The organism is Nonomuraea fuscirosea, assembly GCF_003001935.1.
Classification (GTDB): Bacteria; Actinomycetota; Actinomycetes; order Streptosporangiales; family Streptosporangiaceae; genus Nonomuraea; species Nonomuraea fuscirosea.
This window is the reverse complement of sequence record NZ_PVNG01000013.1, coordinates 206,509-231,163: the sequence shown is the minus strand read 5'-3', so window position 1 is coordinate 231,163 and position 24,655 is coordinate 206,509. Positions and strand designations below refer to the sequence as shown.

Sequence of the window (24,655 nt, the reverse complement as noted above, 5' to 3'; positions counted from 1 at the left end):
ATGCGGGTTCGACTAGGACGGATTCGCGACAGGGGGGCTCGGCGCGGACGGACTTGAGAAGCGGAGGTTCGGCTGGGACGGGTTTGAGGCCTGTGGAGGTGGGCTGGGACGCCGTGGTGGCGGCCATCGATACCGGGGATCTGGAGTTGGTGGCCGGGCGCGTGCTGCGGCTCGATGAACGGGCCCGCCGGGAGGTGGCCACGGCGCTTCCTGGTTACCTCGCCGTGGCCAGGAAACGCGCGGAGGCCAGGCGTCAGGCTCGCGAGATCAGGCGGCAGCAGGTCACGGAAGCCGCCTGGCGGGAGCACGTACGCGCGGCCGCCCGCGCCGGCCGTACCGTATCCGCTCACGAACGCTGGCAGCGGGGCACCCCCTGGAACCCGCCCTGGACCCCGGCCGCGGACGAGAGCTGGGCGGCCCCCATGCTCGTCGCCGGAGCGGCCGCGATCGGCGGCGTGGCGGCCGTCGTCGCCTGGCTCAATCGGCGCGACCTCCAGGACCGCTGGGACGAGTACGGCGGCGACACCACTTCCGCCGTACTCGAACGCGTGCTGTCGGCCCGTCCGCCCTCCTGGCAGGCCGAGTTCGCCGTCCGCGCCGCGGTCAAGCTGCGCCCGGTCTCGCGCAGGAGTGCCGTCACCACGAGTCCTGTCTCGGGACTGGTGCTTGCCATGCTGCGGCGCAGTGGCGCCACCCCGCCCGAGCATGATCCTCTCGTGGTGGCCTGGGCCGCTCATTCACCCAGCGTGGCGAGCCTCCGTACGGACCCGCTGCTCGACCACCTCCTGCCACGGCTCTTCGAGGCGGAAGGCGTCGGCGCGGCCCTGCGCCACGGCCGCGGTTCCGGGCGGGCCGGGGCGGGGGGCGGCTGGCTGACCGCGCTCACGGCGTTGGACCGCGAAGGCGGGATCGATCGTGACGTGCTGCTCGATGGGTGCCTGCGGCGGTTTCTGCGTGGTGGGCATGCGGCTGATCTGCGTTTCTTCGTACGGCTGCATGATTTGCTCGCGCCGACGCGCGACGAGGTGAGGGAGCGCCATCGCGACTACCTGAGACTGTTGCCCGCCGCGCCAGGGGCCGTGGCGGAGACGGCGCTCAAGCAGGTGCGGCGGCTCGGGGAGGCGGACTCTGCGGAGGTGACGGAGGCGTTGCGGGCCCTGCTGGCCAGGGGTGAGCGCAAGCTGCTGACGGCGGGGCTGACGTGGCTCGACGAGTTCGCCGCCGCTGATCCGGACGCCGACCTCGATCCGCTGGCGGCGGCGCTGGGGGAGGCGTTCGGCTGTGAGTCCGGTGACGTGCAGGGCCGGGCGGTGCGGGTGGCGGTCAAGCATGCCGGACGGTTCACGGGCGCGGGGGCGCAGGCGCTGAGAGAGGCGGTCGCCGTATTGCCGCAAGGGGTCGGGGAGACGTTGGCTGAGCTGTTCGGGGAGAGGACGGGCCCTGATGCGCGGGACGGCGGCGGGTTCGTGCCAGTGTCGTTGCCTGAGCCGCCGCGGGTTCCCGATCTTCCCCCGCCCGTGATGTCGGCCGCGGACCTGAACGTTCGTCCGGTGGTGACGAGATGGGAGGTCGCGGAGGCGTGGCTGGCCGGGGTCGTGCGGCTGCACGGGCAGGACCGGGACGGCTTGGCGGCTCGCCTGTCGGAGGTCCCGCACGCGGCCGGCCCGCCGCCGGGGCCGTGGACGGAGGTCGCGCAGTGGGCCGAGGAGATCGCCCGCGCGATCGTGAACGGCTTCTCTGGTGCTGTGCCGGCCGGGAGGCCGGGTGCTGTGCCGGCCGGAACCGGGACCGGGGGTTCGGAACGATGGAGTGGGTGGGAGCGCTCCCGGTTGCCGGAGATCGGTGAGGTCGCGGGGCCGCAGCTCTTCCTGCTGCGGCGCCTGGCCGAGGTGCACGACGGGATCGTGGCGGGAACGCTGCCCCCGTACCTGCTGGCCGAGCCCACCGAGGGGACCGGGCATGTGGACGCCGGGCGGCTGGTCGAGCGGGTGGCCGGTTATGAGCGCGATGGAGTCGAGCCCATGCCGGCCGACCTGGCGCAGGCGCTGTTGCGGGTTCCGCGTACGGTCGCGCCGGACGTGGTCGTACGGGCCGGGCGGCTGACCTCGGCGGCGGGTCAGGCGTTGGCCCTCCGGCTGCGCGGTGGACAGCCGGAGCCCCGCGCCGAGATCACCTGGGTGCGCCTGCTCGTGGAGGGTTCGGGTGCGGGGGTTGCTGACGGCGATGATCGTGGGATGAGCCTGTCCGTGGAGGGTTCGGGTTCGGGTGCGGGGGTCGTTGACGGGGATGACTGTGGGGTGCGCGTGTCCGGGGGAGGGTCGGGTTCCGGTGCGGGGGTTGCCTATCGCGATGACCGTGGGATGCGGCTGCCCGTGGAGAGGGCGGGATCTGGGGCGGTGGCTGCGTATCGTGACGACCGCGAGCCGATCCAAGGTGGGGTGCACGCGCTTGTGCCACGGCTTCTTGGGGCGGAGCCGACGGGGGTGGCGATGGTTGATGAGTTGATGACCGGAGCCGTCGTTCGCGGAAGGCGGGGGGCCGGTGGTTGCATGCATTGGTGGCCGTATCTGATGCCGTCTCATCGGGAGGTCGTGGCGGCTCATCTCGTGCCGTATCTGCTCGAACGGTGGCGTCCGGATCGTGTCGAGCCGCGACTGGCTGAGGCGCTGGTGTCGGGCGGTGGGGTTGCGGGGGAGGCGGTGGCGCTGGTGCAGGCGTACTTCGTGGCTGATCGGAGCTGGTCCGGGGATCCACGGGAGCGGGCGCGGGCGGTGGTGGGCATGGCGGCCCGGAGGGATCTCGATGGTGAGCAGGTGGGGCGGCAGTTGGCGCTGCTGGTTCGCAGGGCGGGGCTGAGGACGGGGCCGGTGTTCGAGACGCTGGAGGGGGCGGCCGGGCTCGGGGCGCATCGGGAGGTGTGGGGGATCATGACGGGGTTCCTGACCGCGTATCTGCCCGGGCCTGGGGAACGGTCGCATACCCGGCACACGCAGGCGCTCACGTTCGCGCTGCGGGCGGCGCGGTGGGCGGGGGCGCGAGGAGCGGTGGGTTGCGTGGCGGAGATCGCGCGGCGCAGGGCCTCGAACAACTTCGTCCGAGAGGCGCGTCGGCTGCACACCTATCTCACCTGACCCGCCTCTCGAACAACTTCGACCGCGAGGCGCGCCGGCTGCACACCTACCTCACCTGACCCGCCTCCGGACCCCGGCCTGGCGCTCATCCCGCCCTCCCCGGTGCCCGCCCGGCTTGGCGTCTGTCTGCCCCAGCGCACCCCTGCCCCGATAAGGACATCCGCCGCCGACCGTCGGAGCGCAAGTGGGCCCGTCCGGGATCCGGCGGGAGCGCGGGCTGTGCCGGGCACCGGCCGTGCGGGGCCGTGCGGGGCCGTGGTGTCCGGGATCCGATGAGACCGGTCATGCCGGGTGGTGCCCGACGTCCGGTGGGACCGATCGTGTCGAGCCGGGCGACCCGCGGTTGGAAGAGTCCCGCGCTCTGGGTAGGAGCGCGGGAAGCGGAGTTCAGGCGGGGTGGGGGGTCAGAGGTAGAGGCCGGTGGATTCGTCGCCGGGGGTCGGGACGATGTCGCGGCCCGCTCGCAGCGCGTACAGCTGCGCCAGGGTCGCGCCCGACGGGCCCACGCCCTCCTTCGAGCCCAGCCACGTGACCGCCTCCTCCTTGCTCAGCGGGCCCACCTCGATCTGGGCCAGGCAGCGGCCCGGGCGGACGACGGCGGGGTGGAGGCGGGCCAGGTCCTCGTTCGTGGTGATCGCCACGAGGACGTCGCGGCCCTGGCCGAGCAGCCCGTCGGTCAGGTTGAGCAGGCGTGAGAGGCCCTGCCCCGCCTGTGCCTTGGCACCCGAGCTGATCAGCTCGTCGCAGTCTTCGAGCACCAGGAGGCGCCAGCGCTGCGCGTCCTCGTCGGTGTCGTAGCCGACGGCCACCTCCATGAGGTAGCCGGGCTCGTTGAACAGCCGCTCCGGGTCGAGCACGCAGTCGACCTGGCACCAGTCGCGCCACTGCTTGGCCAGCGAGCGCAGCAGGGTGGTCTTGCCGGTGCCCGGCTCCCCGTGGAGCAGGATGAGGCGGCCGTTGACGTCGGCCGGGGTGATCGACATCAGCCGGTCGAGGGCGGGGCGGACCTTGGCCGAGTAGTTGGCGCTGATCTCGGGCCACGGCTGGGCCGTGATCGGCTTCTCCGACCGGGTGCCGCCGTGCATGCCGCGCCACCAGAAGCCCATCTCGATGTGGTCGACGTCGGGAGCGGCCTCCTCCGCGCCGTCGATGCTCTCCGCCAGCACGGTCTTGGCCAGGTCCTCGTCGACCGCCGTGACGCTGACGGTCGCGGTGCGGTTGCGGTGGCGTACGACGCGCAGAGTCCAGCCGTCGCCGCAGATCAGCCGGGATTCGGAGCCGTCCTCGACCCGCGCGGTGCGCAGCACGCGACCGCCCGCGGGGGTCAGCGTGGCGTCGGGCCGCACCCGCTCCAGGTTGGCCAGCCGCGACCACGGCTGCGTGCCGGTCGCGAACGGTGACAGCGCCAGCGCGTCGATGACGTCGATGGCGGAGTCGGCGTCGTCGATCCAGATGTTCATCGGAAGCTCGGAGGAGTCCGGGCTGGCGAACGGCACCTCCCTGATCACAGACATACCGTTAATGATCTCCGTCTCGGCGCCGGATGTCGAAGGGTTTTGACTGCGAAACCGCTCAGTTCTTCTCGAGCTTACCCGTCTGGGTCACCAATCCGAGGCCCGGCACGTCGCGCCAGGTATAGGTGAGGGCGTCTCCGTCCCGATCCAAGGTGATCGTCCCGGGGACGCAGCCGCCCTCGTTCGCGCCCAGGGAGAAGGTGAGACGGGTCTGCTCCACCTTGGTCAGCGTGATGGTGCCCTTGCAGTCGGCGCTCGCCCCCTTCTCCGCCCATCCCGCGGTGGATTCGCCCTCCCGCAGGTCCACCTCGTTGTCGGCGCCGCCGGGGCTCATCGGGTTGGTGCTGGTGGTGTGCCCGCGCCAGTCGCCCTCGAAGGCGGCGGGGATCTTCAGGTCGGGGTCGGCCGTGGGCGTTTCGCTCTCGCCTGAATCCGTCGGCGTGTCACTGGCCGTCGGACTCGCCGTCTCACTGGGAGTGGGCTCCGGGGTCGTCTCCTCCTCCGTCGTCGTCCGGGAGTCCGCAGGAGAGGGGGAGGTGTCGGTGGTGGAGGTGGCCGGCGGCGTGCGTTCCGCTCTCGTGCCGGACGAAGGGTTCAGCATGAGGACGGTGCCGCCGGCCACGCCCAGGGCGATCACCGCCACCACCACTCCGATCAGCACGTTGCGCCCAGGAGGTCGGCGCGAGGTGCCCGCCGTGGTCTCCGCCGGGGACCGCGGACCGGCCGGCCCTCCGTCCCGTGGACCAGTACCAGTAGGTCCTCCGCCCTGCGGACCGGTCGGCCCTCCGTCCTGTGGACCAGTACCGGTAGGTCCTCCGCCACGCGGACCGGTAGGTCCGCCGTCCCGAAGTCCCGTCCTCTGTCCCTGGAACGCGGCGGGCGGAGGACCCGGATGATGCGGATGACCTTGAACGGAGCCGGGGCCGACCGCGGTGCCAGGGGTAACGATGCCGGGAGCGACGGTGCCGGGAGCGACGGTGCCGGGAGCGACGGTGCCGGGGCCGACCAGGGACATCATCAGGTCCCGTGCGGAAGGCCGCAGCGCCGGATCCTTGGCCAGGCACGACCCGATCACCTCCCGCAGCCGCGCCGGCAGCGGCGACAGGTCCGGCTCGGCGTGCAGCACCCGATGTAACACGGCCGGTACGGTGTCGGCGCCGAACGGGCTCGTCCCCGACGCCGCGTACACCATCGACGTCGCCCACGCGAACACGTCGGAGGCGGGCGAGGCGGGCACGCCGGAGATCTGCTCGGGCGCCAGGTAGGCGGGCGTGCCGATCAGCCCGGACGTCATGGTGGCCGCGCCCTCGGCCCTGGCGATGCCGAAGTCGACCACGCGCGGCCCGTCGGGCCCCAGCAGCACGTTGGCCGGCTTGAAGTCGCGGTGCACGATCCCGGCCGCGTGGATGGCGGCGAGCGCGGTGGCCGTGCCGACGACGAGCCGTTCGAGGTCGCCGCCGCGCAGCGGGCCGCGTTCCCGCACCCGGTCGGCCAGCGAGGGGCCGTCGACGTATTCGCTGACCACGAAAGGCCGCGGCCCGTCGGTCGAGACGTCGAGCACGCGCGCCGTGCAGAACGAGGCGACGCCCTCCAGGGCGTCGAGCTCGCGCGCCAGGCGGGCCCGTGTCTCTCGGTCACCGGTGTTGAGCAGCTTGATCGCGACCGGTTCGCCGTCGCCGGAATGGGCGAGGTAGACCACGCCCTGCCCGCCTTCGCCGAGGCGCCCGGACAGGCGGAACCCGCCCAGTGACGCCGGATCGTCGGGGGTGAGGGGCTGCGCCATGGCCGATACGTTACCTGTCGTCATGCGGAAGGAAAGATCCACCGGTACCTTGTGTCGTCGGGTGAAATCACTCCTTACGCGGAGGTATCGGGGAAGTGTCCAAGGTCACGTTCCGTGAACGGGCGCGTTACTGGTTCGACAACACCATGTCCAAGGGCACGGCCTCGCTGATCGGCTGGCTCGCGGTCGTCTCGGTGGGTCTGATCGTGCTGGTGACGGCGTTCACCCTGTGGCTTGCGCCCAATGAGCCGGACGGCGTGTCCCACGCCGGCGAAGTGCTCTGGATCGCTCTCATGCACGCGCTCACCCCGAGCCGGGTGGCCAGCGACAAGGGCTCGCTCGGGTACATGGCGGTGATGTTCGCCGGCTCGCTGGGCGGGCTCTTCATCGTGAGCATGCTCGTCGGCCTGCTGTCGAACGGGCTCAAGCAGAAGGTGGACCGCCTGCGCAGGGGGCGCTCGCGGATCGTGGAGTCCGGCCACACGGTGGTGCTCGGGTGGTCGGACCAGATGTTCACCATCGTGACCGAGCTGGTCAAGGCCCAGGCCAGCCAGAAGGGCTCGGTCATCGCCGTGCTGGCGGACCGTGACAAGCTCGCCATGGAGGAGGACATCCGCGAGCACGTCGGCGACCTCGGCAGGACCCGCCTGGTGTGCCGTACGGGCAGGCCGACGGAGCCGCGCGACCTCGACCTGATGAACCTGGCCGCGGCCCGTTCCGTCGTGGTGCTCTCGCCCGAGGGCGACGACCCCGACGCCCATGTCATCAAGATCCTGCTCGCCCTCGCCAAGCGCGACGGCATCCACCCGCCGGTCGTGGCCGGGCTCACCTCCAGCCGCAACGCCGCCGCCGCCCGCCTGGCCGGCGGGCCGGACGTGCATCTGGTCGACTCCGACGACACCGCCTCGCGGCTCATCGTGCAGTCCTCGCGCCAGTCGGGCATGTCCGTCGTCTGCATGGACCTGCTCAACTTCGACGGCGGAGAGATCTACCTGCGCACCCCCAAGAAGCTCGTGGGGGTCACGTACGGGGACGCGCTGCACGCGTACCAGACGGCCTCCGTCATCGGCCTGCGCCGGCCGACCGGCGTCGTGCTGAACCCGCCGGGCGACACCGTGATCAACGTCGACGACCAGGTCGTCGTCATCGCGCACGACGACTCCCACGTGCGCCTGGCCGCCGGCAAGCCCAGCATCGACGAGTCCGTCATCGCCGAGGCCCCGGCGACGCCCACCGCGACCGAGCGCACGCTCCTGCTCAACTGGAACGGCCGCGCCGAGCAGATCGTGCGCTACCTCGACGGCTACGTCGCCCCGGGATCGGTCCTGGAGATCGCCGCCGACCATCCCAAGGCGGGCACGAACCTGGCCGGGCTGCGCAACCTCACGGTGAACGTCAAGGACTGCGACACCACCGACAGGTTCGCCCTAGAGTCGCTCGGCGTCGGCCTCTTCCAGCACGTCATCGTGTTATCCGACGACCGCTTCGACGCCCACCACTCCGACACGCGCACCCTCATGACGCTGCTGCAGCTGCGCGACATGCAGAGCACGCTCGGCGAGCACTACTCGATCGTCAGCGAGATGCACGACGAGAGCAACCGCGCCCTGGCCGAGGTGACCGAGGCCGACGACATCGTGATCAGCGACACCGTGATCGGCCTGCTGCTGGCCCAGCTCGCCGAGAACCGGCACCTGGCCGACGTCTTCGGCTACCTCTTCGACTCGCGCGGCTCGGAGATCTACCCGCGGCCCGCCGGCGACTACGTCACGCCGGGCTCGGAGGTGACGTTCTCCACCGTCGTGGAGGCGGCGCGGCGCAGGGGCGAGACCGCCATCGGCTACCGCGACGCCGCGACCAGGAACGATCCGCCCCACTACGGCATCGTGCTGAACCCGGACAAGACGCGGCCCATCGTCCTGGCGGAGCAGGATTCCGTGATCGTCCTGGCCGAGCGCTGAGCCCGGGCGCCGGGTGGGTTAGCGTTCCTGCTGTGAGGACCATCGACTGGGTCGACGGGGCCGTCGAGCTCGTGGACCAGACCCTGCTCCCCGACAAGTGCGTGATGCTGCGCATCAGCACCGTCGCCGAGCTCGTCGCCGCCATCAAGCGGCTGGCCGTGCGCGGCGCCCCCGCGCTCGGCGTGGCCGGGGCGCTCGGCGTGGTGCTGGCCGACGGCGACCCGGTCCTGCTGGCCGAGCTGCGCGCCGCCCGGCCCACCGCGGTCAACCTCGCCTGGGGCGTCGACCAGGCCGCCGCCCACCTGGACGAGGGCAGCGAGGCGGTGCTCGCCGCCGCGCTGCGCGTGCGCGACGACGACCTCGCCGCCTGCGTGGCCATGGGCGAGCGCGGCGCCGACCTGCTCGAAGGCGACCGGCTGCGCGTCATGACCGTGTGCAACACCGGCGGCCTGGCCGCCGTCGAACGCGGCACCGCACTCGGCGTGGTCCAGACGCTGCACGAACGCGGGCGGCTGGCCGAGGTGCTCGCCCTGGAGACCCGGCCGCTGCTGCAGGGAGCCAGGCTGACGACCTGGGAGCTGGCCAGGATGGGGGCGCCGCACCGGCTCATCGCCGACTCCGCGGGGCCGTACCTGCTGGCCAGGGGCGAGGTCGACGCGGTGCTCATCGGCGCCGACCGGATCGCCGCCAACGGCGACACCGCCAACAAGATCGGCTCGTACGCGCTCGCCCTCGGCGCGGAACGGGCCGGCGTGCCGTTCATCGTGGTCGCGCCCGAGTCCACCATCGACGCGAACACCCCCACCGGCGACCAGATCGAGATCGAGGACCGCGGCGCAGACGAGATCGTGTCCGTCAGGGGCGTCCGGGTGGCGCCCGAGGGCACGCGGGCGCTGAACCCGGCGTTCGACGTGACGCCGCACGACCTGATCAGCGCGATCGTCACGGACCGGCGGGTCATCAGGCCCTAGACGAAATCGCCGATCTCCAGGACCTGTCCGCGCCCGCCACGTTACGCTCAGTGGTCCCGGCAGCGACCCTTCGGAGATCACCGTGGCCATCGACCTGGTGTTACGGCGCGATTGGAACGCACGCGCTCCGCGCGGCGACTACACACAGCTCGACTCCACCAAAGGGGTCAAGGTTCACTACACGGGTGGAAGGGTCGATCCGGACATCGTCTCCGACCACGCCCGCTGCGTCGCCCTGGTGCGGTCGATCCAGGGCTCCCACATGGACGGCAACGGCTGGATCGACATCGGCTACTCCTTCGTGGCCTGCCCGCACCGCAAGGTCTTCGAGGGACGCGGCCTGCACCACCTGCCGGCCGCGAACGGCCCAGGGCTCAACGCCGGCCACTACGCCGTGCTGGGCCTGGTCGGCAACGCCGGTCTCGTCCAGCCGCCCGACGGGATCCTGCACGCCGTCCTGGACGCGATCCAGCACGTACGCGACCGCGGCCGCGCGGGCAGGGAGATCAAGGGACACCGCGACGGCTATGCCACCGACTGCCCGGGCGAGCCCCTCTACGCCTGGGTCAGGCGCGGCGCCCCACGCCCAGGGCAGAGCGGGCCTTCCGCGCCTCCGTTCCCCGGCCGGCTGCTGACCTACCCGCCGGTGACGCGCGGGCAGGACGTGCGCACCTGGCAGGAGCAGATGCTGCGGCGGGGCTGGGAGCTTGAGGTGGACGGCGCGTACGGGGCCGAGTCCCGTGACGTGTGCCGTCGTTTTCAGCGCAGCCAGGGCATCGACGACGACGGGGTCGTGGGGCCGGTCACGTGGCGGCTGACGTGGGAGGCGCCGGCCCCCTGAGCCACCGGTCGTCCGAGGCGCGGGTGACCTGGAACACAGGGGGTGGCCCGGGATTACTCCTATTCCGGCATTCCGCCTACTATCCGAATCATGGAACTGGCAGCGGGATTCGCGTCCATCTCGCGGGACGACTGGCGCGCGCTGGCGGCCGAGGTCCTGCGCAAGTCGGGGGCCGAGGCCGGCGCGCCGGAGGAGGTGCTGTCCAGGACGACGTACGACGGGATCACGGTCGCGCCGCTGTACGACGCGGACGACCTGCCGGGCGCCCCGGGGGTGCCCGGCGCGACCCCCTACGTACGCGGTTCCGCGACCGCCGCCGGCTGGGACGTCCGGCAGCGGCACGCCGTGGCCGACCCCGAGGCCGTGCTGGCGGACCTGGAGAACGGCGTCACCTCGCTCTGGCTGGTCGTCGGCCCGGACGCGATCCCGGTGGGCGAGCTTGGCACGGTGCTGCAGGACGTCTACCTCGACCTCGCCCCGGTCGTCCTGGAGGCGGGCGAGCTGACGGCGGAGGCCGCCGAGGCCCTGTTCGAGCTGGCCGCCGCCCGGGACGTCACGCCCAGCGGCAACCTGGGCGCCTCCGCCGCGCGCGGCCCCGCCGGGATCGAGCTGGCGCGGCGCTGCGCCGCCGGGTTCCCCGGGCTGCGGGCCGTCACCGTGGACGCCACGCCCTACCACGACGCCGGCGGCAGCGACGCCGAGGAGCTGGCCTGCTCGATCGCGGCGGGCGTCGCCGAGTTGCGGGCGCTCACCGGCGGCGGCCTGTCCGCCGGGCAGGCGCTCGGGCAGATCGACTTCCGCTACGCCGCCACCGCCGACCAGTTCGCCACCATCGCCAAGCTGCGCGCGGCCCGCCGCCTGTGGGCCAGGGTCGCCGAGGTCTGCGGCGCGCCCGAGGCCGGTGGCCAGCGGCAGCACGCCGTCACCAGCGCGGCCATGATGACCGCGCGCGACCCGTGGGTGAACCTGCTGCGGACGACCCTGGCCTGCTTCGCCGCCGGCGTGGGCGGGGCGCAGGCGGTCACCGTGCGGCCGTTCGACGCCTGCCTCGGGCTGCCCGACGCCTTCTCCCGGCGGATCGCCCGCAACACGCAGTCGCTGCTGCTGGAGGAGTCGGGGCTGGGGCGGGTGCTCGATCCCGCCGGCGGCTCCTGGTACGTCGAGCGCCGCACCGCCGACCTCGCCGAGGCGGCCTGGACGTTCTTCCAGGAGATCGAGGCGGCCGGCGGGATCGCCGCGGCCGGTGACCTGGTGGCCGGCCGGATCGCCGCCACCCGGGAGCGCCGCGCGGACGACATCGCGCACCGGCGCTTCCCGATCACGGGGGTGAGCGAGTTCCCCGACCTGCACGAACGCCCGCTCCGCCGCCCGGCCTCACCAGAAGGCCCGCCATCGGAAAGCGGCGCGCCCCAGGGCGGCGCGCCCCAGGGCGGCGCGCCCGAGGAAGGCGCCCGGCTGAGGGAGGGCGGCGGGCCGCTCGCAGGTCGCGACGGCCTTCCGGTGATCCGGTACGCCGAGCCGTTCGAACGGCTGCGCGACCTGGCCGACGCCCTGCCCGAGCGCCCCAAGGTGTTCCTGGCCACCATCGGCCCCCTGTCCGCCCACACCGCCCGCGCCGCGTTCGCGGCCAACCTGTTCCAGGCGGGCGGCCTGGCCACCGAGACCTCCGGCCAGGGCACCGACCCCGAGCAGATCGCCACCGCCTTCGCCGTCAGCGGCGCGTCGGTGGCCTGCCTCTGTTCGAGCGACAAGCTCTACGCCCAGCACGCCGCCGCCGTGGCCGCCGCCCTGCGCAAGGCGGGAGCGAGAAAGGTGTGGCTGGCGGGGAAGGGACACTACGAGGGCGTGGACGCCAACCTCCACGCCGGTTGCGACGCGCTGGCCGTCCTGCACGAGACCTACGACGACCTGGAGGTGACCCGATGATCCCCGACTTCTCCGGCATCCCGCTGACCCCGCTGCCGGGGCGGGCGGCCGAGAGCGCGGACGCGGAGGGAGAGGTCTGGGAGACCCCGGAGGGCATCGCGGTCAAACCCCTCTACACCGCCGCCGACCTCGACGGCCTCGACTTCCTGCGCACCTACCCGGGCGCCGCCCCCTTCCTGCGCGGCCCGTACCCGACCATGTACGTCAACCAGCCCTGGACGATCCGCCAGTACGCCGGCTTCTCCACGGCCGAGGACTCCAACGCCTTCTACCGGCGCAACCTCGCGGCCGGCCAGAAGGGCCTGTCGGTGGCCTTCGACCTGGCCACCCACCGGGGCTACGACTCCGACCACCCCAGGGTGGCGGGCGACGTGGGCATGGCGGGTGTGGCCATCGACTCCATCTACGACATGCGGCAGCTGTTCGACGGGATCCCGCTCGACCGGATGTCGGTCTCCATGACCATGAACGGCGCCGTGCTGCCCGTGCTCGCGCTCTACATCGTGGCGGGCGAGGAGCAGGGCGTCGCGCCCGAGCAGCTCGCGGGGACCATCCAGAACGACATCCTCAAGGAGTTCATGGTCCGCAACACCTACATCTATCCCCCGGCGCCGTCCATGCGCATCATCTCCGACATCTTCGCCTACACCAGCGAGAAGATGCCGAAGTTCAACTCCATCAGCATCTCCGGCTACCACATCCAGGAGGCCGGAGCCACGCTGGACCTGGAGCTGGCCTACACCCTCGCCGACGGGGCCGAATACCTGCGCGCCGGGGTCGGCGCCGGCCTGGACGTGGACCGGTTCGCGCCGCGCCTGTCGTTCTTCTGGTGCATCGGCATGAACTTCTTCATGGAGGTCGCCAAGCTGCGGGCCGCCCGGCTGCTCTGGGCCAGGATCGTGTCCGGTTTCGGGGCGGAGAACCCGAAGTCGCTGAGCCTGCGTACGCACAGCCAGACCTCCGGCTGGTCGCTGACCGCGCAGGACGTCTACAACAACGTCGCCCGCACCTGCGTCGAGGCCATGGCCGCGACCCAGGGCCACACCCAGTCGCTGCACACCAACGCCCTGGACGAGGCGCTGGCGCTGCCCACCGACTTCTCCGCCCGCATCGCCCGCAACACCCAGCTGCTGCTGCAGCAGGAGTCCGGCACCACGCAGGTGATCGACCCGTGGGGCGGCTCCTACTACGTCGAACGCCTCACCCACGACCTGGCCGAGCGCGCCTGGGCCCACATCGAGGAGGTCGAGGCGGCGGGCGGGATGGCGCGCGCCATCGAGGCGGGGTTGCCCAAGCTGCGCATCGAGGAGGCGGCCGCGCGCACGCAGGCCCGCATCGACTCCGGCCGGCAGCCGGTGATCGGGGTGAACAAGTACCGGGCCGACGGTGACGAGGTCATCGACGTGCTCAAGGTCGACAACAGCGCCGTACGGGCGCAGCAGCTCGCCAAGCTGGCCCGTCTCAGGGCCGAACGCGACCCCGAGGCCGTGGCGCGCGCCCTCGACGCGCTCACCAAGGCCGCCGGGCATCCCGCGCCCGGCCTGGAGCACAACCTGCTCAAGCTGGCCGTGGACGCCGCCCGAGCCAAGGCCACCGTGGGGGAGATCTCCGACGCGCTGGAACGGGTGTTCGGCCGGCACGCCGAGCAGGTGCGTACCATCACAGGGGTGTACCGCGACGAATCGGGCACGGCCGGCAACATCGAGCGCGCCCGTGCCGCCTGCGACGACTTCGCCAAGGCCGAGGGGCGCCGCCCGCGCATCCTGGTGGCCAAGATGGGCCAGGACGGTCACGACCGCGGCCAGAAGGTGATCGCCACCGCCTTCGCCGACCTGGGCTTCGACGTCGACGTCGGCCCGCTGTTCCAGACGCCGGAAGAGGTCGCCAGGCAGGCGGTCGAGGCCGACGTGCACGTGGTGGGCGTCTCGTCGCTGGCCGCCGGGCACCTGACGCTGGTGCCCGCGCTGCGCGCGGCGCTGGCCGAGCTCGACGCCGCCGACATCATGATCGTCGTGGGCGGCGTGATCCCGCCGGGCGACCACGACGAGCTCCGGGCCGCGGGCGCCGCCGCGATCTTCCCGCCCGGCACGGTGATCGCCGACGCCGCCCTCGACCTGCTCCGGCAGCTCACCGCCCGCCACGCCGCCTGACCCCCGCCGCCGGCGGCTATCATCCTGCAGATGATCGAGGAGCTGATACGCCGCGCGGCGGCCGGCGAGTCCGCCGCGGAATACGAGCTCGAACAGCTGGCCGCCGAGACTCCGGCAGCGCTCACCCCGCACCTGCCGGACCTGCTCGCGGCCGGCTCCTGGTTCTCGCCGAAGCTCTACCGCACCGCCGGCGACGACATCCAGCAGGCCGTGGTCACCATGATCGACGAGGGCGGGTCAGACCTGAACGCGTTGCTGCTGATCCTGGCGCACGCGCGCGGCCCCGTCGCCGAGAACGCCTTCCGCCGCTGGCGGGACCAGCCGCCGCCCGGCGCCGGCGAACTCTTCATCGGCCCGGCCGACTACATGGTCGAAGGCGGCTGGACACTGGAGGACGGCCGGGTTCGCGACCTGTGCGGGCGGACCGCCTACGCGCTGCGGCCCGATCCCGACCGGACGGTGGAACCTCCGGACCAGGGCGAGTGCCCGTGGTGCCGCGCCCCGCTGTGGACGGTGCTCGACGTCGACACCGGCGACCCGCGGGTCGCCGAAGCGCTCGCCCACACCGGCTGGGACGGCCGGCTCAGGATCGTCACCTGCCAGGGGTGTTACGCCTACACGACCCTCTACTCCACGGTGAGCCCCGATGGCCGATCCGGTCTCTCCGGCCATTCGGCGGCACCCGTCCGCGTCATCGACGACCAGAGCCCGCCCATGACCCTGCGCAAGGTGCCGGCAGAGCTCCTCACCGATCCCGGCATGTCCGCCGGCGGCTGGGACATGACGACCCCGTCCATCGGCGGACACCCCGGATGGATCGGCGACGCCGAGTACCCCGCCTGCCCCGCCTGCGCGCGGACCATGGACTACATCGGGATGGAGGAGGCGCAGGACCCGGAAGGCGAGCCCGTCGCCGAAGGCACCACGTACCTGTTCCTCGACGCGTCCTGCGGCCTCGCCGCCACGATCTACCAGCAGACCTGACCCGCGCAGCGGCGCCGCCCCGGTGCGGTCAGAACGTGCTCTGGTCGCACATGGCGACCGCGATCGTCCGCTGGGCGGTGACGGGGGAGGTGATCCGCAGCGTGACGCTGTGGGTGCCTCCCGTGCTCCGCAGGGGGCGCGGCGCGTTGAGGTAGCGGCGGCCGTTCTCGGCGATGAGCGCCGTGGCGCGGCCGGTGGCGGTGCCGTCGACGAGCCAGGTGTAGCTGAACGTCACCGGCCCGCCCGTACGGCGGATGATCGCGCGCAGCGTCGCCTGGCCGCCGGCCCAGCAGTCGCCGTTCCTGGTGCCGCCCGCCCGCAGCGAGGTGACCCTGAGCCCGTCGGGCCCGCCGGTGGCGGTGCCGTCGGGCAGGATGCTGGGCGTGCCGTCCGTCTGCGGGGTCGGCCTGGTGGCGCGGGTACGGCGGGGGGACGACGTGCCGACCGGCTCGGTCGTGGCGCCGGTGGTGGTCACCGGCGCGCTCTTCGACTTGGGGGTGGGCTCGGTGGGGGTGAGCCAGATGATGGCCGCGGCCAGCGCGCACACGCACAGGCCCGAGATCGCGGCGATGATCACCGTCTTGACCCGGCGTCCCTTCGCCCGGCGGGCCGGCGCCCGTCCTTCGCCGGTCCCGGGAGGCGCGCCCCCGCCGCCGTTCGCGGCGGGCCCGCCGTCGTAGGCCGGGGCCTGCTCGAACGCCCCCGCACCCGCTCCCCGTCCGTGCTGTCCCTCGAACGGCCGGTCGTGACGGACCTCGTGCTGCCCGGTGGCGGGCGAGTAGGCCAGGCGGTCCTGGGCCGAGGCCGCGGGGGAGTACGCCAGCCGGTCCTGCGCCCCTGTGTCCCTTCGCCCGGCCGCGGGTCCGGCCGCGGGTCCGGCCGAGGGCCCGGCGGAGGGAGCGGCGGAGGGAGCGGCGACCGGGGCGGAGAGCGGCGTCGAAGCCTGCCGTTCCTGCGGCCCGAACCCGGCGGGCGGCTCGACAGGGGAGGAGAGGTCGAACAGCGCCTGCATCGGCGACGTGGCCGCCCCTGGCCCCTCATGCCCGGCCCCGGGCGACGGGTGTGCGCCCTGACTCGCGCTTCCAGGCGCGGCGTGGCCCCGGCGGGTGGAGCGGCGGTCGCGTGCGGGGAGGCCGTGCGCCGCCCCGGGGTCCTGGGCGCCCTCGTGCGGCTGGTCGAGGGTCTGCTGCCAGGACGCCGAGACACGATCGGGTGTGTGCTCGCCCACGAGCGGCCCGGCGGCCGCCTGGGACGCCTGCGTACCCGCGTTCGAAGGGGAGGGCCGGCGGGAGGGCGCGGCCAGGCGGAGCAGGACGTCGCGCATCGCGGGCCGCAGCGACGGATCCTTGGCCAGGCAGGCCGGCACGATCTCGCGCAGCGGCCCGCTCACCTCCCCGAGCTGCGGCTCCTCACGGAGGATGCGGTTGATCACCGCGGGCAGCGAGTCGTCCCCGAACGGCGGCACGCCGGTGGCCGCGTACACGAGGACCGACCCCCACGAGAACACGTCGGCGGCGGCCCCGACCGGCTTCCCCGCGAGCTGCTCCGGCGCCATGTACGCGGGCGTCCCCACGATGTTGCTGGTCGCCTTCATCCCCGAGCCCAGCGCCCCGGCGATGCCGAAGTCGACCACCCGCGCCCCGTCGGGCCCGAGCAGGACGTTGGACGGCGTCAGGTCACCGTGGACGACGCCCGCCTGATGGATCGCGTCGAGCGCGGTGGCGGTCGCCACGGCGATGCGCTGCAGCTCCGCCGCGCCGCGCCGGCCGGCCTGCTGCAGCGAGGGCCCGTCCACGTACTCGGACACGATGTACGCCCGCCCGCTGGTCGAGGCGTCGAGCACCTGCGCGAGGCAGAACGGCTCGACCCGGCGCGCGGCGGCGATCTCGTTCGCCAGGCGTTCGCCCACGGCCAGCCCCTCGCGCAGCACCTTGACGGCGACGGGGGTGCCGTTGCGGGCCTGACCGAGGTAGACGACACCGTGGCCGCCCGCGCCGAGCCGCCCGACCAGCCGGTAGGGTCCCACCGCTGCCGGGTCGCCCTCGCGGAGGGGTTCGACGTTGGGCATGAGGGGAGTGACTCCTGTGACGGCTGAGACAGAACTCCAGCACCCTACTGGCAAAAGTCAAGACTTGTCAGAAGTTAGGCTGATCTAACTGGGAAGAAAGGGGCGATTCGGGTGCATTCGCTGGAGAACTACGCCGACGGCGTACGGGCCGGTTCGCGTACCTGGATCGCCCGCGCCATCACGCTTGTCGAGTCGGCCAGACCCGATCACGTGGCCCTGGCCCAGCGGCTGCTGATCGAGCTCACCCCGCTTTCCGGACAGGCCCGCCGCGTCGGCGTGTCGGGCGTGCCTGGCGTCGGCAAGTCCACGTTCATCGACGCGCTCGGCACGCGCCTGACCGGCGAGGGTCACAAGGTCGCGGTCCTGGCCGTGGACCCGTCCTCGACCAGGACGGGCGGCAGCATCCTCGGCGACAAGACCCGCATGGCCCGCCTGTCCGCCGACCCCGCCGCCTTCATCCGCCCCTCCCCGACCTCGGGCACCCTCGGCGGCGTCACCAAGGCGACCAGGGAGGCCATGGTCGTCGTGGAGGCGGGCGGCTACGACGTCGTCCTGGTCGAGACCGTCGGAGTGGGCCAGTCGGAGACCGCCGTGGCCGACATGGTGGACACGTTCCTGCTGCTCACCCTGGCCCGCACCGGCGACCAGCTGCAGGGCATCAAGAAGGGCGTGCTGGAGCTGGCCGACGTCGTCGCCGTCAACAAGGCCGACGGCGAGTACGAGCTGCCCGCCAGGAAGGCGGCCCGCGAGCTGTCGGGGGCCCTGCGCATGCTCCGCTCCGACTCCGCCCCGCCGCCCGTGCTGACCTGCAGCGGCCTGACCGGCGACGGACTGGACAAGCTCTGGCGGCAGGTGCTGGCCCACCAGGACGGCCTCGACCTGGCCGCCAAGCGCCGCCGCCAGCAGGTGGGCTGGACCTGGACGCTGGTGCGCGAGCGGCTGCTGGCCGAGCTGCGCGACGACCCGGCGGTCACGGCGATCGCGGCGCAGGTGGAGCGGGCGGTGCTGGCGGGCGACCTCACGCCCGCCCTGGCCGCCGACCGGCTCCTGTCGGCGTTCAAGCGCCCCTGACACCTCGCGTCCACGCCGGCCGCCGACCGGCTCCCGTCGGCGTTCAAGCGCCCCTGACGCGTCGCGCTCCGCTCGGCGTTCGAGCGCCTCCGACACCGCCCGACCGGCTCCTCCCGGGCATTCAACCACCCCTTGTACGCCCCCTCGGAGCAGCATCGAGCACCCCCGGGTGGAGATACACTCTCCCGGGGGTGAACTTTCCCCCACCCCCTCTTCCCGGCCGCCCGGACCGTTCCTGTGATCCATGCCACGATGGCGCGCAACGACGTGGGAAGGGCTCATATGAGTGCGGATTCGATGCTGCCCGGAGGGGTGACGGACGCTCTTGAGGAGTACGGGCGCCTCCTTGAGGAGCACGGCATCACCTGGGGTGAGCCGGAGATCCATTACGTGAAGTTCTTCGCCCGGCGCAGGGTGTTGCGCCCCGCGCTGTTCGACCGGTTCTGGGAGCTGGTCCATCAGGCCGTCGCCGAGACCCATCCGGACGAGCCGAGAGACCGGCTCGCCGCCCGGCTGGCCGAGCCCGACTACGACCGCGTCCTGCGCGACACCCTCGACGGCGAGCTGCCCGCGCACCTCTACGCCATCAGGATCGGGGAGGAGGGCGCCGTCCTGGAGGGAGCGGCGCGCACGGTCCTGCTGCCCTCGCCGAGGCTGCCGCCGCTCGCGGGCGACGAGGACGGCCCCGGCCCGCGCCGGGCCGCTGAGGAGCGGATGTCGCTGCTCATCGACTCGCGGCGGGACGAGCCCTGCCTGGTCGGCGTGGACGACACCCAGCGGCTGCTGCCCGCCCGCGGGGCCTGGCTGGTCGAGGTGGACCAGGACAGCATCGTCGTCGTGGACGGCGTCCGCGTCCGCCTCGACACCCTCCTGTGCCCCATCCCGTCGTCCCGGCTGCGCCTGGTGTCCGGGACGCCCTGCCGCTGGAGCGTGGTGAGCGCCGACGGCGCCGGCTGGTTCCCGCCCGGCGTCCCCAACCGCCACGACTACCACGACCGCCCGTACTTCCACGGCGACGACCTGCTCGTGGACGTCCCGTGCATGCCGCTGACGATCACCGTGGCCAGGGGCATGGAGTACGGCGCCGCCACGCACGAGCTCACTCCGATGCCCGGTGAGGAGCACGTGGTCGAGCTGGCCCCCGAACGCCTCTACGACGCCGCCGCGGCCGGCTGGTACGGCGGCGACCTGCACGTCCACCTCAACTGGGCGGGCGACCTGGTGGCCGAGCCCGCCGACGCGGCCGCCGCCCAGCACGGCGAGGACCTGCACGTGCTCAACCTCCTGGCCGGCAACGTCTCCGGCCGCCGGGTGTACGACCGCGAGGCCCTGGAACACTGGACCGGCAAAGACCTGCCGTGGTCCGACGCCACGCACGTGGCCAGGATGGGCGTCGAATACCGCAACGACCTGCTCGGCCACATCTACGCCTTCGGGCTGCACTCGGCCCCCGGCCGCTACCACACCGGCTTCGCGGGCGACGCCGACTGGCCGCCCAACGCCGACGGGCTGCGCGAGCTGCGCGGGCTCGGAGCGCTGGTGGGCTACAGCCATCCCTTTCGCACGCCCATCGGCGACGGCGACCCGCCCAGGGGCGTCGTCTCGCCCGTGCCACGCAACTGCGCCGCCCGCGAGCTGGTCGCCGACGCCGCGCTCGGCCTGGTGGACAGCCTCGACGTGCTCACCCACGCCTCGATCCCGGCCACGGCCGCGGTCTACCGGCGGCTGATCGGCGCGGGCAACCGGATCGCCGTGACGGCGGGCACCGACGCGATGATCTCCTTCACCCGCTCCGACAACCAGTCGAACCCGCCCGGCTGGGCCCGCGTCTACGCCCGCGTCAAGGGGGAGCTGAGCGCCAGGTCGTTCGCGGCGGCCGTACGCGCGGGCCGCACGTTCGCCACCACCGGCCCGTGGCTGGAGCTGACGGTGAACGGGCACGGTCCAGGCCACGTGATCCAGGCCCGCAAGGGGGACCGGATCAGCGTCACCGCCAGTGCTGTGGGGCCCGAGGTGGCGGCCGTGCGCATCCGAACCGCGGACGGGGTCAGGGCGGGGGCCGAGCGGCTGCCGCCCGAGCCCGGCCGGCAGGGGCACGAGCGGCTGACCGTGACGGCCGAGCTGGAGGTGGACGCGCCGACGTACGTGGTGGCCGAGGTCCTGTGCGACCCGCATCCCCGTACGCTGACCTCGACCGGATACGCCCTGACCAGCCCCGTGTACGTGGACGTCGGCGGCCGGCCGGTCGCCAGGCGCGAGGACGTGCTCTGGTGCCTGGAGTGGCTGGACCTGCTGGAGGACCTGATCAGGCAGCACGGGCGGCTGGCCAGCGCCTACCAGTTCGGCGACCACATGTCCCTGCTGCAGCAGGCCAGGAGCATCTACCAGGCGCGGCTCGGCTGACCCACCGAAGCCGTAAAAAGGGCGATTCATCCGTGTGTGCTAGATTTTGGCCATGCGGTCAGAAAATGAACCGTTCGGCCAGAAGCCGCGGTCCTTCATCGAGGAGGCCAGGCGCGCGCAGATCGTGGGCTCCGCCGTCGCCGTCATCGCGGAGGCGGGGTTCGCCAAGGCGTCGCTCGCCCGGATCGCCGAGCACGCCGGCGTCAGCAAGGGCGTCATCTCCTACCACTTCGCCGGCAAGGACGAGCTGATGGAGGAGGTGGTGCGGCATTCGTACGAGGGCGCGGCCGAGCACGTGGCGGCGCGGATGGAGGGGCTGAGCACGGCGACCGAGCTGGTCAGGACGCACATCCTGGCGGTCGCCGAGCACATGCGCGGCCACCGCGACCAGATCAAGGCGCTGGGGGAGATCTTCAACAACCTCAGGACCGCCGACGGATCGCCCCGCTTCGGGATCAACGGCAACGAGGAGCTCTACCGGATGCTGGAGCACCTCTACCGGCTCGGCCAGGCCGCCGGCGAGTTCAGGCCGTTCGACACCCGCGTCATGGCCGTCACCCACCAGGCCGCCGTCGACACCATGTTCGCCTACTGGGTCGCCAACCCCGATCACGACCTCGCCGCACACGCGCGCGAGCTCGCCGACCTCATCGAAAGGGCATGCCGCGCATGAAGGCGGAGACCACGACCAGGCTCTACGCCGTCGACAACCTCAGGATCGTGCTGACCGCGCTGGTGGTCACGCACCACGTCGCGATCACGTACGGCAACCTCCCCCTCTGGTACTACGTCGAGCCCGCCAAGGACCCCAGCGGCCTCCTGCTCGACCTGCTGGTGATGTTCAACCAGGCGTTCTTCATGGGGTTCTTCTTCCTCGTCTCCGGCTACTTCACCCCCGGCTCGCGCGACCGCAAGAGCGGCGGCGCCTTCGTGCGCGACCGGCTGCTGCGGCTGGGCGTCCCGCTGCTCGTCTTCGTCCTGCTGCTGCGCCCGCTGCTGAACGCCGCCGGGTACGCCGAGGCCGACGGGATGTCGTACGCGGAGTACTACCTGCGCACGTGGGACCCGGGGCCCATGTGGTTCGTCGAGGTGCTGATCGGGTTCGTGCTGGTCTACGCGGCGTGGCGGAGCCGGCGGCAGCCGATGGAGGCGCGCGTCGTCCCGCTGCGGCTGTCCTGGGTCGTGGCCTTCGTGCTCGGGCTCGCGGCCGTCACCTTCCTGTGGCGCATACCGGTGCCCACCGGGACGTACGTGCCGGTGCTCGGCCTGCCGTCGCCGCAGTACCTGCCGCAGTACGCCGCCATGTTCGTGCTCGGCTGCGTCGCCTACCGCCGCGGCTGGTTCGAGACGCTGCCCGTGCGGGCGGGCCGGGCCGGGCTCGTCGCCGCCGGCGTGGTGAGCGTGGTGCTGGTGCCGGCGGCGCTGACGACCACCGGCGCGCTGTCCTCGGCCCTGATGACGCTCTGGGAGTCGGCCTTCGCGGTCAGCATGATCATCGGCCTGACGGTGCTGTTCAGGGAGCGCTTCGGCGAGCAGGGACCGCGCGGCAGATTCCTGTCGCGGCACGCCTTCACCGTCTACATCATCCACCCGCTGGTGCTGGTCGGGCTGGGCTGGGGCCTGCGCTGGCTGGACGCCGTCGCGATCGTGAAGTTCGTCATCATGCTCGCGCTCGCGCTGCCGCTGTGCTGGTCGCTGGCCTACCTGGTGCGCTCGCTGCCCGGGGCCAAGAAGATCCTCTGACCCGCCCGGGCCACGGATCGGGCAGCGGATCCGGTCCGCGCGTCCGAGCCGCGGATCCGGGCAGCGAGCGGGGGAGGAGCCGGGCGGTGCTCGCGGCCGCCCGGCGTCCGTGCCCGGTCAGGTGTAGAACAGTCGAGCACCTCACGCCCGGTCAGGTGTAGAAGGAGTCGAGCACCTCCGCGTTCCGCTCCTCGACGGCCTTGCGCTTGATCTTGAGGCTGGGTGTCAGCTCGCCCGTCTCCACCGCGAAGTCGGCCGCCAGGATCGCGAACTTCTTGACCGTGGCGTAGCTGGCCTCGCCCGCGTTGACCTGGTCGATCGCCTTCTGCACCTCCTCGCGCATGCGCGGATGCTCGCGCAGCTGCTCCGGGTCGTCCGGCAGCGACTCGGCCCGCGCCCACGGCCCGGCCACGTCCATGTCGAGCGTGACCAGCGCCGTGACGTAGTTGCGCCGGTCGCCGTGGACGAACACGTGCGACACGTACGGGCAGGCCGCCTTGATCCGGCCCTCCAGGTACGTCGGCGCGACGTATTTCCCGCCCGAGGTCTTGATCAGCTCCTTCTTGCGGTCGGTGATGCGCAGCCGCCCGGCCTCGTCGATCTCGCCGATGTCGCCCGTGTGCAGCCAGCCGTCCCGCAGCGCGGCGGCCGTCTCCTCGGGCAGCCCGTGGTAGCCGCGCATGATGCCGCGCCCGCCGATCAGGATCTCCCCGTCGTCGGCGATGCGCACCTCGGTGCCGGGGAACGGCGGGCCGACCGTGCCGAACTGTACCGACTCCGGGCGGTTGAGGAAGCTGCCCGCCGACGACTCCGTCAGGCCGTACCCCTCGTAGATGGTCAGGCCCGCCGCGTCGAAGAACTCGGCGATGTCCTGCGACAGCGGGGCGGCGCCGGAGATGAACAGGCGGATCCGGCCGCCGAAGCGCTCGCGCAGCTTGGCGAAGACCAGGCGGTCGGCCAGGGCGTACTCGGCGCGCATGGTGATCGGCAGCTCGGCGCCGCGCTGGCGGGCCCGGCTGACCCGCAGCCCCGTCCTGCGGGCCCAGGTGAAGATGCGCAGCTTGAGGCCGCCTTCGCGGTGCATGTTCGCCACGACCGTGTTGTGGATCTTCTCGAAGATGCGCGGCGCGGCGGCCATGAGCGTCGGCCGCACCACGCCGAGGTTCTCCGCGATCTTGTCGAGGCGGCCGTCGATCACGGTGGGCACGCCGAGGTCGATCATCACGACCTCCAGCAGCTTGCCGAACGAGTGCGACAGCGGCAGCCACAGGAAGTGCAGGTCGTCGGGGGAGATCAGGTCGAGCTCGCGCACCGCCTGGCCGGTGTAGAGCCAGTTGTCGTGGGTCAGCTCGACGCCCTTGGGCCGCCCGGTGGTGCCCGAGGTGTAGATCAGCGTGGCCAGGTCGTCCTGGGCGATGGCGTCCACCATCGCGTCGTAGTCGCGCCCGCCCGCGGCCGGGGCGCGGCTCACCGAGTCGAGCGTGATCACCCAGCCGTCGTCACTCGGCGAGCCGTCGACGACGATCACGTGGGTGACGTCGGGGAGCTCCTTGCGCACCGATTCGAGCTTGGCGACCTGGTCGTCGTTCTCGGCGATGACCAGGGTGCTGCCGGAGTCGGTGATGACGAAGGCGGACTCGGCGGCGGTGTTGGACGGGTAGATCGTGGTCGTGGCCGCACCGGTCGCCAGGACCGCCAGGTCGCAGAGGATCCATTCGAGGCGGGTGGAGCACAGGATCGACACGCGGGCGCCCGGGCCCGCGCCCAGCTCGGCCAGGCCCAGCGCCAGACCGCGTACGCGCTCGTCCACCTCCCGCCAGGTCAGCGAGGTCCACCCGTCGCCTTCTGGCACACGGTACGCCTCGGCGTCGGGGGTCGCCGCGATCCGGTCGCGGAGCAGGGAGGGAATGCTCGACATGCCTGACCTCCAGGGGTGTTGGCCCCGACTCTAGGACCACGGCGGCGTCCCAGTCGATGGGTCGCGCTCACGGACGGGCCGGTTGCCAGGTGATCGGGAGGTCGCATAGGCTGCTGCCGTCTTATCGCCGAGCCGTGGGGGCAGCCGACGTGAGGATCTGAGGTCGCGGGCACCGCGCCGTTCCGCCCTGT

Annotated in this window: 15 protein-coding genes; 11 read left to right on the top strand and 4 right to left on the bottom strand. The window is 72.6% G+C overall.

The window, feature by feature from the left end; translation table 11 throughout:
* Window positions 1-83: 83 nt before the first annotated feature.
* Window positions 84-3,131 carry a DUF6493 family protein gene (locus B0I32_RS29240; protein WP_146178351.1) on the top strand — a complete coding sequence of 1,016 codons (3,048 nt, stop codon included), beginning with the start codon at window positions 84-86 and terminating at the stop codon, window positions 3,129-3,131.
* A gap of 404 nt (window positions 3,132-3,535) precedes the next feature.
* On the opposite strand, the gene B0I32_RS29235 is transcribed toward B0I32_RS29240, so the two are convergent.
* Together B0I32_RS29235 and B0I32_RS29230 are read right to left on the bottom strand one after the other, a co-directional pair.
* The gene (locus tag B0I32_RS29235; protein ID WP_106245222.1) at window positions 3,536-4,645 is read right to left on the bottom strand and encodes a DUF5925 domain-containing protein; all 1,110 of its coding nucleotides are present in this window, start codon (window positions 4,643-4,645) and stop codon (window positions 3,536-3,538) included.
* Between the two features lie 58 nt (window positions 4,646-4,703).
* Window positions 4,704-6,428, bottom strand: a complete 1,725-nt coding sequence (locus tag B0I32_RS29230; protein ID WP_181307898.1) for a serine/threonine-protein kinase — start codon at window positions 6,426-6,428, stop codon at window positions 4,704-4,706.
* A gap of 95 nt (window positions 6,429-6,523) precedes the next feature.
* Here B0I32_RS29230 and B0I32_RS29225 point away from each other — a divergent pair, with 95 nt between their 5' ends.
* From B0I32_RS29225 to B0I32_RS29200, 6 genes are all read left to right on the top strand, one after another.
* Entirely contained in the window at window positions 6,524-8,389 is a 1,866-nt protein-coding gene (locus B0I32_RS29225) for a CASTOR/POLLUX-related putative ion channel (RefSeq protein ID WP_106245220.1), read from the top strand.
* A 32-nt stretch (window positions 8,390-8,421) separates the two neighbouring features.
* On the top strand, window positions 8,422-9,360 hold the full coding sequence (gene mtnA, locus B0I32_RS29220) for an S-methyl-5-thioribose-1-phosphate isomerase (RefSeq protein WP_106245219.1): 939 nt from the start codon (window positions 8,422-8,424) through the stop codon (window positions 9,358-9,360).
* Window positions 9,361-9,442: 82 nt separating this feature from the next.
* A complete protein-coding gene (locus tag B0I32_RS29215) occupies window positions 9,443-10,201 on the top strand; it encodes a peptidoglycan recognition protein family protein (RefSeq protein WP_106245217.1) in 759 nt (252 codons plus the stop codon).
* A 90-nt stretch (window positions 10,202-10,291) separates the two neighbouring features.
* Window positions 10,292-12,127: a methylmalonyl-CoA mutase subunit beta gene (locus B0I32_RS29210; RefSeq protein ID WP_106245215.1), complete on the top strand. Its 1,836-nt coding sequence runs from the start codon at window positions 10,292-10,294 to the stop codon at window positions 12,125-12,127.
* A complete protein-coding gene (gene scpA, locus B0I32_RS29205) occupies window positions 12,124-14,277 on the top strand; it encodes a methylmalonyl-CoA mutase (RefSeq protein WP_106245214.1) in 2,154 nt (717 codons plus the stop codon). Before B0I32_RS29210 ends, scpA begins: the two co-directional genes overlap by 4 nt.
* A 30-nt stretch (window positions 14,278-14,307) precedes the next feature.
* The gene (locus B0I32_RS29200) at window positions 14,308-15,261 is read left to right on the top strand and encodes a hypothetical protein (RefSeq protein ID WP_106245212.1); all 954 of its coding nucleotides are present in this window, start codon (window positions 14,308-14,310) and stop codon (window positions 15,259-15,261) included.
* A gap of 28 nt (window positions 15,262-15,289) precedes the next feature.
* Here the strand turns inward: B0I32_RS29200 and B0I32_RS29195 are convergent, their stop codons facing one another.
* On the bottom strand, window positions 15,290-17,329 hold the full coding sequence (locus B0I32_RS29195; RefSeq protein ID WP_106245210.1) for a serine/threonine-protein kinase: 2,040 nt from the start codon (window positions 17,327-17,329) through the stop codon (window positions 15,290-15,292).
* 111 nt (window positions 17,330-17,440) lie between these two features.
* Between B0I32_RS29195 and meaB the strand changes: the two genes are divergently transcribed.
* The 4 genes from meaB (at window position 17,441) to B0I32_RS29175 (ending at window position 22,546) form a co-directional block, all read left to right on the top strand.
* On the top strand, window positions 17,441-18,400 hold the full coding sequence (gene meaB, locus B0I32_RS29190; protein ID WP_219912044.1) for a methylmalonyl Co-A mutase-associated GTPase MeaB: 960 nt from the start codon (window positions 17,441-17,443) through the stop codon (window positions 18,398-18,400).
* Window positions 18,401-18,682: 282 nt separating this feature from the next.
* Window positions 18,683-20,803 (top strand): CehA/McbA family metallohydrolase, encoded by a 2,121-nt coding sequence (locus B0I32_RS29185; protein ID WP_245956100.1) that lies wholly within the window; start codon window positions 18,683-18,685, stop codon window positions 20,801-20,803.
* Window positions 20,804-20,855: 52 nt separating this feature from the next.
* Window positions 20,856-21,476 carry a TetR/AcrR family transcriptional regulator gene (locus B0I32_RS29180; protein ID WP_106245206.1) on the top strand — a complete coding sequence of 207 codons (621 nt, stop codon included), beginning with the start codon at window positions 20,856-20,858 and terminating at the stop codon, window positions 21,474-21,476.
* On the top strand, window positions 21,464-22,546 hold the full coding sequence (locus B0I32_RS29175) for an acyltransferase family protein (protein ID WP_106245204.1): 1,083 nt from the start codon (window positions 21,464-21,466) through the stop codon (window positions 22,544-22,546). The genes B0I32_RS29180 and B0I32_RS29175 overlap by 13 nt, the downstream gene beginning before the upstream one ends.
* A 151-nt stretch (window positions 22,547-22,697) precedes the next feature.
* On the opposite strand, the gene B0I32_RS29170 is transcribed toward B0I32_RS29175, so the two are convergent.
* Window positions 22,698-24,464, bottom strand: coding sequence for an AMP-dependent synthetase/ligase (locus B0I32_RS29170; RefSeq protein WP_106245202.1), 1,767 nt, complete (start codon window positions 24,462-24,464; stop codon window positions 22,698-22,700).
* Window positions 24,465-24,655: the final 191 nt, after the last annotated feature.

Coding starts and splice junctions, on each gene's coding strand:
- B0I32_RS29230 (WP_181307898.1), bottom strand. CDS start 6,428: ATGGCGCAGCCCCTCACCCCCGACGATCCGGCGTCACTGGGCGGGTTC.
- B0I32_RS29180 (WP_106245206.1), top strand. CDS start 20,856: ATGCGGTCAGAAAATGAACCGTTCGGCCAGAAGCCGCGGTCCTTCATC.
- B0I32_RS29195 (WP_106245210.1), bottom strand. CDS start 17,329: ATGCCCAACGTCGAACCCCTCCGCGAGGGCGACCCGGCAGCGGTGGGA.
- B0I32_RS29170 (WP_106245202.1), bottom strand. CDS start 24,464: ATGTCGAGCATTCCCTCCCTGCTCCGCGACCGGATCGCGGCGACCCCC.
- B0I32_RS29210 (WP_106245215.1), top strand. CDS start 10,292: ATGGAACTGGCAGCGGGATTCGCGTCCATCTCGCGGGACGACTGGCGC.
- B0I32_RS29175 (WP_106245204.1), top strand. CDS start 21,464: ATGCCGCGCATGAAGGCGGAGACCACGACCAGGCTCTACGCCGTCGAC.
- B0I32_RS29200 (WP_106245212.1), top strand. CDS start 14,308: ATGATCGAGGAGCTGATACGCCGCGCGGCGGCCGGCGAGTCCGCCGCG.
- B0I32_RS29235 (WP_106245222.1), bottom strand. CDS start 4,645: ATGTCTGTGATCAGGGAGGTGCCGTTCGCCAGCCCGGACTCCTCCGAG.
- scpA (WP_106245214.1), top strand. CDS start 12,124: ATGATCCCCGACTTCTCCGGCATCCCGCTGACCCCGCTGCCGGGGCGG.
- B0I32_RS29185 (WP_245956100.1), top strand. CDS start 18,683: ATGAGTGCGGATTCGATGCTGCCCGGAGGGGTGACGGACGCTCTTGAG.